The sequence below is a fragment of the Acrocarpospora sp. B8E8 genome, assembly GCF_039871605.1.
GTDB classification, from domain to species: domain Bacteria; phylum Actinomycetota; class Actinomycetes; order Streptosporangiales; family Streptosporangiaceae; genus Acrocarpospora; species Acrocarpospora macrocephala.
In genome coordinates, this window is the sequence record NZ_JBDPLV010000024.1 from 59,417 (window position 1) to 72,251 (window position 12,835).

Genomic DNA, 12,835 nt, shown 5'->3' on the forward strand with positions numbered 1-12,835 from the left:
CTTCCGCCCTTCCGCCACCGTCAGCAGCACATTGGCGCGGGGAATCGGGAGGCGGCCGCTCCGGGGTGCAGGACGTACGTTCTGACTGCGTCCGGATCTGTTGGTACGGGTCGCGTGAACGTCGGCCGTACCGGGAGCACGGGGGACGCGCCGGACGGAGGTGAATGCAATCGGAACTGCAACCCCAGGAGCCCGGCCCCTCCTCACGCGCTGCGCCAGGCGCTGAGCAGTTCCTCGGGGCCGTACGCCGCCTGGAGCCCGGAACAGCTGGTTCCGTTGCGGGAGACCGCCACGAGCGGTACCGGCTCGTCGGTGATCGCCGCCCGGTGCTTCTGCAGCGCGGCCAGGTCGTGGCTGTCGAACGCGGAGTTCTCCAGCCACTTGATCGAGCCGAGGAAGAGCAGCTGCTTGGCCACCGGTTGCCGGTCGGCGCCCACCAAGTCGATTTCGACGTCGTTGCTACGGGTCCAGTACCCGCCGATTGCGGGGGTGGCGGGCAGGAGCCCGTCCGGCAGGAGACGGGCGAGGGATTCTCGGACGAGGGGCTCGATCGCGCGGCCCCGCCAGCTTGTCCACTGCTCCTTGATCCGGCTCAGCGTGAGATCTCCCCGCATCCGCTCGATCTCCGCCATGTGCGGATCGAGGAACGCGAGCCAGAACCGCAGGTAAGGATCGGCCACTCGGTAGCGGCGCTCCTTCGACGGCCGCAGTGAGAGTGGCAGTTCGGCTGCCACCACCCGTTTCTCGGTCAGGACATCCGTGGCTCGGGTGAGAGTGGTGTGGGCGATGCCGCCGGCGGCGCGCGCGATGTTGGTGAAGGTGCGCTCCCCAGCTCCGATGGCCCGCAGGACTTCCCTGCTCATCGCCTGCGGTGGAAACTCCGCGGCCAGTGAGCGCTCAGCGGAGACCAGCAACGCCGAGATGGGGTTGTCCAGCGAGTCGCGGAGGAACTCCCAGACGTCCGTTCCTGCCTGCCACTCCGCGCAGATGAGCGGGAGACCGCCCGTGATCAGGGCGGCGTCGAAGGCGGCCGCCGGTGGAAGTCCGAGCATTTCGCAGATGTCAGCGGGGTTCAGCGGCCCCACGACCATTTCCCGGCCCCGCTGATGGAAGGGGCGGTTGTAGCTGTTCAGCGCCTCCATCATCGACAGGTCGGATCCGACCAGGAGGAGAAGTACTGGCTTGCGGCTCAGCAGGCGGTCCCATGCCCGCTGGAGCATGCCCTCGAAGGCGTCGATGCGGTCCATGAGATACGGAACCTCATCGATGACGACCACGCTCGGGCTGTCATCGGGCAGGATCTCCGCAAGCAGCCTGAATGCCGCATTCCACTGCTCGGGGGTCTCCTCCGAGAACAGCTCTCGCTCCGGCAGCGTGGATCTGGCTACGGCGTCGAGCAGCTCCGTCAGTTCGTCCTCCGCCGTGCCACCCGCCGCGGTGAAGAAGAGATTCGGTGTCTCAGCGCGCCGGAGGAACTCCTCGACGAGGCTCGACTTGCCGACCCGCCGCCTTCCCCGCATGAGGATGCATTGACCTGGTTTGGCCGACCCGGCGGCATCGTGAACTGCTTGGAAGGCGTTACGGAGCATGTTCAGCTCCCGCTCCCGCCCGATGAAACGGCGCATAGGTACACCCCCGTAGGCGATAGTATCGATAGAGATCCTATCGCTATCGATACCATCTTCCTCTTTGATCAATCCACCGAACATCTTCCGCGTCGTCGCCCTGATCGGCATCCGCTTCTGGTCCCACTGGATCACCCTGTGATGCCCGGCTCCCGAGCCCAGCGCCGCGAACGGTCGTGGGCACCGTGGCCGGCTTGAGCCTGGCCGGGCTGCTCTCCTCCACCGCTGCCACCGCGCGGTGGAACTGGTGCGTGCCGAGGCGGCACCACGGGCACGCGATATCGCCGTATGCCTCTATTTTCATCCTGGGTCCTAATGAGTACTGGGAGTAAGCCATCCGGCAGACTCCGTGGTGGAGAGTGGCCGCACAGACGCCGGCCTTGGAGTCGGTGAAGTCGAAGTCGACGTACGGGTTGATCGCGACCTTGGGCAGCCCGGACCCGCAGGAGTAACTCAGCGCGATCGAGACTCGATCAGATCGTGGAGCTGCCGACCCACGGGATCGTGCGGGCGAGCGGCGAAGGTTATGTGCAGCCAGCCGTCGGCGTCGACTTGGAGGAGATCGTCGCGGATGGATGGGTCGGCACCGCGCTCCAGGAGCAGGCGGATCACGTGGAGACGACCGCCCGGGATCGCCCAGTGCAGGCCGGTCCGCCCGAGGTAGGGCGCGACGTCGGGATGGACGCCGCGGTCGAGGAACCAGCGCACGACCTCGATCCGGCCGTGCTGGCAGGCATGGACGAACGCCTCTCCCACGATCTCCTCCGGGTCATCGGTCGGCGGCAGCCGGGACGGAAAGCCTGCGCCGGTGTCGGCGAGGTCGGGGCGCGCCGACGCGGCGTCCGGCCGGAGGCTGCCGTCCGCGTCGAAACAGGCCCGCACCAGATCCAGCCGGCCGCAGGCGGCATACGTCCAGAGCGCCTGCGGGACGATTCCGTGCTCGGCGAGCAGGTCGACGACCTCCGTGTTGTCGTGGTAGATGGCGTTCTCCAGCGGGGTGACGCCCCATTTCCGGACGCCAGGGTCGGCGCCGGCGTCGAGCAGCAGGCGCACGTACTCGACCCGGTTGAAGCGGGCAGCCCAGGTGAGCGGGAGATCCAGGTTGGTGGCCTTGCCGAGCAGGACATCGACTGCGGCGCGTGGCACGCCGAGCTCCTTCTCGAGCCGGACACCGGGGATCGTCTCGGGGCCCGCGAGCATATGCAGCAGGGTGCCGGCCTGCTCGGCGGTCAGACCGGCCAGCCGATCGGTGTCGCCGGCCAGCAGGGCTTCGGCCTCGCGGTGCAGCCGCCGCCGCTTCTCCCGGCGTTCGCCGAGATCGCGCCGGGATTTCTCGGTGAACGACACGAGCTCCTGCCAGGTCGGGAAGCCGAGCTCCCGCGCGATGATCAGCCCCGCGTCGCGAAGCTCGGCGGTCGCGGCGGAGGTCGCGGTGGCGTGCCGGGGCACGTAGGCCCGCAACCGCTGCAGCGCGCCGGGATCGTCACGGCGCAACTCGACGAGGAGGGCGTCGGCCATCGAGGCGTAGATGCCCGGCCTGATTCCCATGAGGCGGGAGACCGGCCGTTCTTCGGTGGTGCCGCGGCTTTCGACGTGGGCCCGAAACTCGGCCCAGGTCCGGAATCCGTGTTCCTGAGCGAGCACGAACTGGGCGTCGCTGAGCAGGAACCGCTCGGCGGCTCGATCGCTCAGCACGCCGGCGACCCGGGCTTCGGCTGCCGCATCGCCCGCCGCGTACGCGTGACGCAGGTGCTTGGCCTGCTTGCGGTAGTACTCCAGGTTCGGATGGGCCGGCAACTCGAAATGACGATCGGGCATCGCAACCTCCTTCGTCGCCGAGGTCCGCTTGCCCGGCCGGAAAGAGGTTGGTCTTGTCCAGTGCGTTGACGTGCTGCTCGAGGTGGGAAAATCCCTGCCCGCGGACTGGCAGCGCCCTCGCACGCTCCTTTCAGAGTAGTGATCGGCTCTGCGTGAAGGCAACCGCTAGGAAGCTTCCAGGGCACCCCGGCCCGCGTTGGTGAGGATCAGCCGCCGGCCGTTCTCCCGGTCCACGTCGGCGTCGTCGTGCTCGATCCACCCGGCCTTGAAGAGGACGGCCAAGGTTGCGGCGGAGATGCCCGACCGCCGCGGCGAGAGAGGGTTGTGGCGTACGACCTCATCGCGGATCCGGAGCAGAACCGCGCGCTGGGCAGTCGTGGGACGGTGCGGCTTAGGGCTGGTCATCTGGGAGTCACCTCTGGCGGGGGCAGGTGTCCTGATTGTGCCAGTTCATCATCAATTGGGGAGGGGTGTCCTGGAAGACTGTGCTTGGCGGATGGATCGGCGGGAAGGGCGTACTATGGCGCGCCGCCAGCGAATCGGCCTGAAATATCCGACAATTCTCGACCATGCGTTCGGATGTCGCTAAGCTGATCGCGGCCTCGGGCGGAGGGGAAGCCGACCCGGGGCCCCTCCCGCGTCTGGTGATCCGGCCTGATCGCCTCGGCAGATTTGCTGATCAGCTACTGAGGTCCTGGCGGGGTCGGCCAGTACCTACAGTTCCTCGGTGATGGTGACGGCTACGGTGCGACCATCGGGGTCAGTCAGGGTGTGCTGGCCGGGTGGGAGCGCGGGGCCGAAGGTCGTGGGGATGGTGAGTCCGAGACGCAGACGGCCGGTCGGCTGGCCCGTGCCCGTGGGGTACAGCTCAAGGACAATCGGTCCGAGCGTGGCGGCATAGTGCTCGGGGCCGCGGCCGTGCTGCTCCCTGTTGAAGTCCAGGCCGAGGCCGGTGTAGAAGGCGTGGCAGGCGTCGAGCCGGTCGGTGTAGATGACGATCAGATTGGTATGGATCACGCCGGGGTTCCTCTATGCGGGCGTCTCGACCTCGACCGCCTCGACCGCCTCGACCGCCTCGACCTCCGCCCGCAGCCGTAGCGCCTGCTCCGCGATCGAAACCGCCACCAGTCGCGCGCCCGTAAATCACCGTTGGGGCGAGATTATGGTGGAGTCACCAGCGGAGACCTGGTCACGGCTTGCACCAGACCCGGACCGCGTCGACGATCTTCTGGGCCTGGCCGGCGTCCACGTCGGTGAAGTACTTCTGGGCTTTCGCGACCGTGTCGGCGTCTGAGACGCCCTGCTTGATGTCCTGGCAGGTCTTGTTCGCCGCCGACATCGCCAGGTCCTCGTCCAGCAGCCATGGTGCGGCGACGGCCAGGGAGAACAGAAAGTCCTTGCGTTGCTGGTCCGTCGGCGTCGAGCCGTTGCCTTCGGCAGTGGGCACGGCCGTCGGCAGGTTGCTGGGCAGGGTCGGAAGGGCCTGGGCCGCGGTGGCCGGGCCGTCCTCGCCGCAGGCCCCGGCCAGCAGCGCGGTCAGCACTGCCAGGCCCGCCACCAGCACCGTCGCCCGTCGGCCGGCCGAGGTCCGCGACCATCCCGGCTGCTTCTGCTGTGGAGAATGCATTGGGGAACAATATGCCGAAAGATCAACCCTTCTCTGGTGAATTGGTGATGTTGCTCGACAAGGGTGCGGTCACTAGCTGAGACCTGTGCCACCTCGCCCAGGCTGAGGGGTAGACGTCGTGACGACCCACCGACAGCCACAGGCCCGCCAACTCCTCGACGCCCGCGGGGCTCGGGTGAGTCGCGTAGTGTGCCGCGTTGAGCGCCCCGATCGACGCGCCGACGACGAGGTCGGCCCGAACCCCCACCTGAGCGGCGCCCAGGCTGCCCGCGCCCCATAGGACGAACGCTTTCATCGCCGTACCTCCGGGAGATCCGGCCCAGGCGGAAACCGGGCTGTCGGCTTCCGCCTGGGAAAGAGGCGTCGCCCCGAGTCACCTAGCCCGGCTTCCCCCAAGGAACATCGCGCCCAGCCCGAGGAGCAGGGCGACCGTGCCGGTCGCCACGTTGTTCCAGATGGTCGCCGTGTTGGCGACGTCGGCGCTGATGACCCAGGGAGCGATGATCGTCCAGATGCCGATCAGCGGTGCGACCCAGGTGAGGCCGTGAGTCCGGCCGTAGGCCGAGGCGAACCCGAGGGCCAGCAGCGCTAGGGCGATCCCGACGATCAGGTTGTTCCCGGTCAGGGTCGGGAAGCTGTTGAACCCGACCACGAAGGGCGAGATCGCGAGGTAGAGCCCGGTCAGGAAGGTGAGGCCGGCGACCGCCTTGGCGGTCGGCGTCTCCGCGGCGAGCTCGTACTTCGCCCGCAGTTCCTGGATGTCGGGGTGCATCTTCATGGACTGACCAGCCATGTCTTTCACCACCTTCTCGAACGCAGTGTGCGTACGTGTGGCTCTTTGAGCAACGCGGCCCACAGGCCGCCCTGCTCATATATCATGTTGTGATAATATCATATAAGGAGATATGTGCCCATGATGCCACCGTCCACCGCTCTCGACGACCGGCAGTATGCGAGCTTGCTCGCGGTCCGGGTGGGGGTGCGCCGCTTCCTTCGGTGGAGTGAGGAGCGGGCGGCCGAGGTGGGGCTGACGGCCACCCAGCACCAGCTGCTGCTGGCGATCCGCGGCCACGACGACTCGCGCGGGCCCACCATCGGAGAACTCGCCGACTACCTGTGCACCCGGCATCACAGCACCGTGCAGCTGATCGATCGGGTCGAGCAGCTCGGTCTCGTCGCCCGCAACCGCGGGGAAGGCAAGGATCGCCGCGTCGTACGCCTGAAGCTCACCAGCGCCGGCAAGGGCAAGCTGGCCCTGCTCAGCGCCACTCATCTGGAAGAACTCCGGCGGCTGGCTCCTCTGATCAACGCGTTGGCCGTGCCGGAGGCGCCGTGACTCAGCCGCGCCGGGCGTACACCTTCTTGACCTTGGCGACGGCCTTCTTGGCGGTCTTCACCGTCGTCGGCCACGTCGACTTCGTGTCGGTCAGGCCCTGGTAGACGACGACCGAGCTCTTGTACGCGACGACGACGAACTCCGACACATAGGTGTTCATATCGGCCCCCGGGAACCGAGCGCTGTCGAAGGTCACCTCGAAGGCGTAGGTGGCGTCGCCGAGGTTGGCGACCTTCTTCTTCTTGAACTCGCTCTGCCGCCGGAAGCCCACCTGCCCGTCACAGGCGGTGGCGACCTTCGACGCGGCGGTCTTGAGCTGCCTGATCGTCGCCGGACCACCCGTGAACACCTGATGTAACCCGTTGACCTTGCCGATGATCCAGGCCGAGGGCCGCTGCCCGCCGAACACGCTGTCGTACGCCTTCAGCGCATCCATGCAGCGCGCCTCGTCCACCCTGAACGCGGACAGGAACGCTCCATCCAGGTCCATCGGCAAGATGGCCACGCCCTTGCCGAGATCCTTGTCGGCCAGCAGGGTCCGCTTCATCTCCGCCTGCGTCAGCGGGGCCACCGGCGCCCCCACCGCCAGCGCACCCGTGAGCACCAGTTCCATGATCATGGTTCTCTCCCGCCTCCGCGTGATCGGAAGACGAACGCTAGCGCCGTACGACCAACGTGATCAACGAAGTGCGCAGAATCTTCACAGGCACCACACACCAGCAGTGCTCGCGCTGTTCCACGTCATGTCACGTCGTGTCACGCGCCTCTTCTAGGCACTGGTAATCCGGCCACGTGTGCTGATTAGGGCGTGACGGCCACGCCGAGACGGCGAGGGCGATGGGTAAGCGCAAGGGGACCTCCACGTAGTAGTCCGGTCCTATTCGTAGTGATCACATGTGACATAACACAAGATGTGTGATCAGAGCGACACATAATCCATGTCATTACGTCACTGATATACCTTTGCGACCCTGGTGTCCCAGAATGGGGGGATGTCCGGTCTTGCCGGGGCGCGCAGGCCGGAGCTCCCGCCCCCTGGCCGCCTCGTTGATCCCGGCGGCCGCCTGGTCGCTGCCACGGAACCGCCTGGTCATCCCCTGTCGAAAACCTTTTCAGGATGCTGTGAAGTGGCCGACGCTCGGCCTACCGGCCAGTCCACCATTGACAGCGTCACAGGCTTCTTCTATGTTTCGAAAACCTTTTAGGTGATTTCGGGCATGCGTCGGGGGGATATCGGAAGGAGAGGGTCATGAAGCCACGTGCGCTGGTCCACACGGTCGTCACGATGGTGCCGCTTCTACGCCAACCCGCCGCAGGACCGGGTGCCGCCCGCCTGCCTGGCCACCACGGATTCCCCCGGCGGCTCCGGGGTGCGGATTCACCGCGGGTCTGACCGCCCGTCGTCGACTAACCCCGTATCCACATCGACGAACCCCGTGTCCACGCAAGCCGGCCACCCGCCTGCCAACCGCGGGTCATCCGCCTGGCTCCCGATCAGCTGAGTCACCCACGACAGCGCCGCCCGCGCCGCGGCGCCGCCAACCAACCACGAGCCGTTTCCGACCCTCGGCACGCCCCCGTGCGTGTGCCGGCATGAGCCCGACATTCACCCCCACCGGTACCAGGAGGAGCAAATGATCACCAGACGCTTAAGGAGGGCTCCCACGTGGGCGGCTCTCGCCGCGCTCGTGGCGGGAGGGGTGATCGGCCTGCCACCCGCCGCTCACGCCGACGGCCCGATTCTGCCCGGCAACGAGGGCGACGTGGGGGTCTACACCAACGGGCAGAGCCACGTCATGGACATCGGCGACCCGGTCTACGCCAACGTCGGCGACGTCGCCAACCAGCTCAAGCCCGGCGTGCCGTACACCGCGGCGAACCTGCACCAGTCCATCTTCGAGAAGGACCTGGCCGCCGGCGGCACGGACTACTATCTCGACCGCGTGCTGGGCGTTCGCGGAGCGCTCGGGTCGACCGTGCTGATGACTCGGGGCCGCTCCCTCTACATGCGCGGCGCGAGTAACAACAACTTCACCGTCATGGGTTTCGCCGGCAGCACCTTCGTCGGCGGTCCCAACAACCTCGGCAACCTGTACACCGTCACCGTGCCCGGGCAGACCGTGACCGAGGTGAACGCGAACCGGTTCAACGCGCCGAGCCACGCCAAGAGCCAGTACACGATCGGCACCACCGGCGTCACCGCCGATCTGACGAAGTTCATCACCTACGACAACGTCGCGGTCACCGCCATCGACTTCGCCAACCCCGGCGCGTCGGCGGCGACCTTCACGGTCCGGGCCGCCTCGCCGCTGGCCACCCAGGCGGGAGCCGGCGCGGCCGAGCTCACCGGCACCCGCGTCATCACCAGCGGTTCCAACAACGGGCTCATCGACACCCCGTGGAACACGGTCAGGACCGACCTCACCGGTGCCGGCTTCACCCGCACCGGCAGCAACCTGGACCGCGAGGTCACCGTGCCCGCCGGTGGCACGGTCTCGCTCTCCGTGGTCGGCGCGGTCTCCTCGGCCACGCTGCCGAAGACGGTGGAGAGCTACCACGAGTACGCCGAGCTGGCGCCGGCCGTGGCGGTGCGCACCGGCATCACCGCGTTCAACCGCCAGTGGGCGCAGGACGTGCCGTACATCAACGTCCCCGACCCCGCGCTCGAGAAGGCCATCGTCTACCGCTGGTGGGGGGAGCGTTACAACACCCTCGACGCCAACGCGACCGGTCACGTCTACCAGTACCCCACGACGATCGAGGGAGTGAACCTCTACCAGAACGCCGTGGCGCTGACCCAGCCGATGCACCTGCAGGACACCAAGTGGCTGCGCACGCCCTATCTGCCGTACGGCCAGATCCTCAACATCGGCGAACTGTCCGGCTCCTCGGCCTTTCTCGACAGCCCCGGTCACACGAGCTGGAACAACCACTACTCGCAGTACATCGGCACGGCCGGTCTTGAGGCCTACAACGTGCACGGCGGCGGCAAGGAGGTCGCCGAGAAGTTCGCCCGCTTCTTCGAGGGCGACGGCGTCGGCCAGCTCCAGCACTACGACGGCAACAACGACAAGCTCATCGCCTACGACACCAACTACATGCCGGGCAACGACGCGGACGCCATCTCCTTCGGCTTCCCGAAGACCGGCGCCGGTGCGCCCGGCGCGCGCACGATCGAGCGTCCCGAGTCGGCGTACGTGTGGGGCGCCTTCGACGCCGCCCGGCAGCTGTACCAGATCTCCGGCGCCGGCCAGGCCAAGGTCGACCAGATGGCGGCCAGCGCCGACGGCATCCGCGACGCGATTCTGAACCGGCTGTGGAGCCCCGACATGCGGATGTTCCTGGCCGCCACGTCGCACGGCGCCACCAGCGGGGCCAGCTCCAACGGCAAGGCCAACCCGCTGCCTCCGGCGGCCCGCGGCCTGATCCCGGCCAAGGAGTCGAACCTCTACGACGTCTACGCCGAGAACCTCATCCCGTACGACCAGTGGCAGAACTACGTCGACGGCTACCGGTTCCTGACCTACGGCGACAACTTCCCGATCTTCCCGTTCTACACCGCCAACCAGTACGACCGGACGGCCTACGGGGTCGGCGGTTCCAACAACTTCTCCAACATCAACTTCACCGTGCAGTACCGCGCCGTGCGGTCGGCGCTGCGCCACTACGACCCGCAGCAGAAGTACATCACCCCGGCCTACGCCAAGCGGCTGCTTGACTGGATGGCCTGGAGCATCTACCCGAACGCGGACATGCGGGTCCCGAACCAGTCCGAGTACTACTCCAACTGGAACGCGACCACCAAGACCTACAACCGCAACAACCCGAACCACGTGATGCTCGGCAACATGAACTACATCTTCGTCGAGGACATGGCGGGCATCCAGCCGCGCTCCGACGACAAGATCGAACTGTGGCCGATCAAGTTCGGCTACGACCACTTCATGGTCAACAACCTGCGGTACCACGGGCAGGACGTCACCATCGTCTGGGACCCCGACGGCACCAAGTACGGTCTGGGCGCGGGCTACAGCCTGTTCCTGAACGGCGAGCGGAAGGCCAGCGCCGACCGGCTCGGCAAGCTCACCTACGACCCGAAGACCAACCAGGTCCAGGCCGAGGACGGCGTGACCGTCACCTTCACCGCGGCGGCCGGGGGCGACTTCCCGACCGCGGTGAACACCCCGATCGAGGACGACCGCGTCGTCAGCTACCTCAAGACGGCCGGAATCGACCTCACCGAGGACGCGGCGAACCTGGCGAAGGGCGCCACCCTCGCCTCGTCCCACACCCAGCAGGGCACCCGGCCGGCGCCGTGGCGGCAGTTCCACACGCCCGGCTTCAGCACCACCTCGATGAACTACACGCCCGGCTCCATCAAGGAGACCGAGCAGCCCGTGTCGCTGGCGGCGGTGACCGACGGCGTCACCGCCAACGAGCCCTACTGGGGCAACTACGGCACGACCGACAAGAACGGCTACGTCGAGCTCGATCTGGGGTCGGCCAAGTCCTTCGACAACGCGAAGGTGTTCTTCGTCAGCGACCGCCAGGCCGGCGGTTACCGCGAGCCCGCGCGCTGGTGGGTCCAGGTGCCCGACGGCAGCGGCGGATGGAAGGAAGTGCCGGGCCAGTTCAAGAACCCGTCCGTCCCGTCGGCGAAGTTCAACGAGGCGCTCTTCGACACCGTGACGGCGGACAAGGTACGCATCGTCTTCACCAACAACCCGACCTTCTACACCGCGATCTCCGAGATCCAGGTGTTCAACTCGGGGCGTGACGTGCCGGACGTCTCCAACCAGGCGCCCACCGTCACCGCCACGCGCGACGGCTCGGCGGACGGCAACCTGTCCACCAGGCTGGTCGGCACGGCGTCCGACGACGGCATCCCGTACGACGACGAGCTCACCTTCGGCTGGGAGACCGTCTCCGCGCCGCAGGGCGCGGGCGTCATCTTCGCCGACTCGAAGGCGCTGTCGACCCGGGTGACCGGCACCGTCGCCGGTGACTACGTGTTCCGGTTCTTCGCCGACGACGGCGAGAAGCGGTCGACGGCGACCGTGTCGGCGACCCTCGCCAAGAAGGACGTCGTCGCGGAGTTCGGCTCCACCGCGACGATCACCACCAGCGGCACCGCGTCGTGGGAGAACCACGCGCGGGTCAACGAGGCCACCACCCCGAGCAGCTCGAACCCGGGCGCCGGAACCGGCTGGGGCAACTGGGGCCAGCCGCGCAACGGCACCAGCCCCGCGACCGAGGCGTGGATCCAGTACCAGTGGACCTCGCCGGTGCGGCTCTCCTCGACCGACATCTACTGGTACGACGACAACGGCGGCACCCGCCGCCCCACGGCCACGACCTACGCCATCGAGACCTCCACGGACGGGACCACCTGGACTCCGGTGACCCTGAACGGATCGACATACGCCGACGGTCTGGCCACCAACACCTACAACCGCTTCACCTTCGAACCGGTGACGACCAGCCGGATGCGCATCCGCATCTGGGGCCTCATGACCGGCGGCGCCGGCACGGGCGTGCTGCGCTGGCGCGCCAACGGCGAGACCGTCGCCACGGTGCGCTCGCCGGTGCTCATCCGCACCGGCGTGGGCATGGTGCCCACCCTGCCGGCCACGCTGGACGCGGTCTACGCCAGCGGCGCCCGCGGCACCGTCGGGTTCAAGTGGCAGGAGATCACGCCGGACCAGGTCGCTGAGCCCAACGTCGACCCGTTCGTGGTCTACGGCACCAACGACGCCTACGGCCTGATCGCCGAGGCCCGCGTCTACGTGCGGCCTGAGATGTCCCAGGGCGGCATCTCGATCCAGGGCGCCGAGTCGTTCCAGCAGCACGTCGAGGTGGGCGAGCTGCCTTACCTGCCCAGCAAGGTAGAGGTCTCCTACAACGACGGATCCAGGGACAACCAGGCCATCGGGGTGAACTGGCGGTTCAACCCGGAGATCGTCAACACCGACGGCACCTACACCGTCATCGGCGACCTGATCCTGCCCGACTACGTCAGCGAGGCCGGCACCATCCGGACCACGCTGACGCTCACCGTGGGCGAGGGCGGCCCGATCTGGGAGACGGACGTGCAGGCGCGCACCCAGTGCACCGGCACGAACGCCTACGTGACCCTCAACGTCCGCAACGACGACGACGTGCCGCTCACCATCGAGCTGATCACGCCGTACGGGTCGCGGACCGTGGCCAACGTCGCGCCCGGGAAGTTCGCCTACCAGGCGTTCAACACCCGCGCCAAGTCGATCCAGGCCGGCACCGCGACGGTGAAGGTCACCGGAACCGTCGACGGCACGCCGGTCACCGTACCGGTGGCAGTGCCGTACGGCGCGCTCAACTGCGGCTAGCACCCCCCTTGGTGGCGGCGCCCCTGCGGCACCGCCACCAACACCCGCTGAGTGTAAGGAACGC

Annotated in this window: 11 protein-coding genes; 3 read left to right on the top strand and 8 right to left on the bottom strand. The window is 67.5% G+C overall.

The window, feature by feature from the left end; all coding sequences use genetic code 11:
* Window positions 1-203 precede the first annotated feature (203 nt).
* The 7 genes from ABGB08_RS23220 to ABGB08_RS23250 all read right to left on the bottom strand — a co-directional run bounded on the left by ABGB08_RS23220 (window position 204) and on the right by ABGB08_RS23250 (window position 5,863).
* Window positions 204-1,625 (bottom strand): ATP-binding protein, encoded by a 1,422-nt coding sequence (locus ABGB08_RS23220; RefSeq protein WP_347593570.1) that lies wholly within the window; start codon window positions 1,623-1,625, stop codon window positions 204-206.
* Window positions 1,626-2,078: 453 nt separating this feature from the next.
* Window positions 2,079-3,443: an ankyrin repeat domain-containing protein gene (locus ABGB08_RS23225; RefSeq protein ID WP_347593572.1), complete on the bottom strand. Its 1,365-nt coding sequence runs from the start codon at window positions 3,441-3,443 to the stop codon at window positions 2,079-2,081.
* Between the two features lie 165 nt (window positions 3,444-3,608).
* On the bottom strand, window positions 3,609-3,848 hold the full coding sequence (locus ABGB08_RS23230; RefSeq protein WP_347593574.1) for a hypothetical protein: 240 nt from the start codon (window positions 3,846-3,848) through the stop codon (window positions 3,609-3,611).
* A gap of 309 nt (window positions 3,849-4,157) precedes the next feature.
* Window positions 4,158-4,460 carry a glyoxalase/bleomycin resistance/dioxygenase family protein gene (locus tag ABGB08_RS23235; protein WP_347593576.1) on the bottom strand — a complete coding sequence of 101 codons (303 nt, stop codon included), beginning with the start codon at window positions 4,458-4,460 and terminating at the stop codon, window positions 4,158-4,160.
* 172 nt (window positions 4,461-4,632) lie between these two features.
* A complete protein-coding gene (locus ABGB08_RS23240; RefSeq protein WP_347593577.1) occupies window positions 4,633-5,070 on the bottom strand; it encodes a DUF732 domain-containing protein in 438 nt (145 codons plus the stop codon).
* Window positions 5,071-5,092: 22 nt separating this feature from the next.
* Window positions 5,093-5,365: a patatin-like phospholipase family protein gene (locus ABGB08_RS23245; protein WP_347593579.1), complete on the bottom strand. Its 273-nt coding sequence runs from the start codon at window positions 5,363-5,365 to the stop codon at window positions 5,093-5,095.
* 78 nt (window positions 5,366-5,443) lie between these two features.
* Window positions 5,444-5,863 (bottom strand): SPW repeat protein, encoded by a 420-nt coding sequence (locus ABGB08_RS23250; protein WP_347593581.1) that lies wholly within the window; start codon window positions 5,861-5,863, stop codon window positions 5,444-5,446.
* A gap of 120 nt (window positions 5,864-5,983) precedes the next feature.
* On the opposite strand from ABGB08_RS23250, the gene ABGB08_RS23255 reads away from it, so the two are divergent.
* Window positions 5,984-6,406, top strand: coding sequence for a MarR family transcriptional regulator (locus ABGB08_RS23255; RefSeq protein ID WP_347593583.1), 423 nt, complete (start codon window positions 5,984-5,986; stop codon window positions 6,404-6,406).
* A gap of 1 nt (window position 6,407) precedes the next feature.
* Here the strand turns inward: ABGB08_RS23255 and ABGB08_RS23260 are convergent, their stop codons facing one another.
* The gene (locus ABGB08_RS23260) at window positions 6,408-7,025 is read right to left on the bottom strand and encodes a hypothetical protein (protein ID WP_347593584.1); all 618 of its coding nucleotides are present in this window, start codon (window positions 7,023-7,025) and stop codon (window positions 6,408-6,410) included.
* Between the two features lie 630 nt (window positions 7,026-7,655).
* Between ABGB08_RS23260 and ABGB08_RS23265 the strand changes: the two genes are divergently transcribed.
* Complete coding sequence (locus ABGB08_RS23265; RefSeq protein ID WP_347593586.1) at window positions 7,656-7,799, top strand: hypothetical protein; 144 nt, start codon at window positions 7,656-7,658, stop codon at window positions 7,797-7,799.
* A gap of 241 nt (window positions 7,800-8,040) precedes the next feature.
* On the top strand, window positions 8,041-12,771 hold the full coding sequence (locus ABGB08_RS23270; RefSeq protein WP_347593588.1) for an Ig-like domain-containing protein: 4,731 nt from the start codon (window positions 8,041-8,043) through the stop codon (window positions 12,769-12,771).
* Window positions 12,772-12,835: the final 64 nt, after the last annotated feature.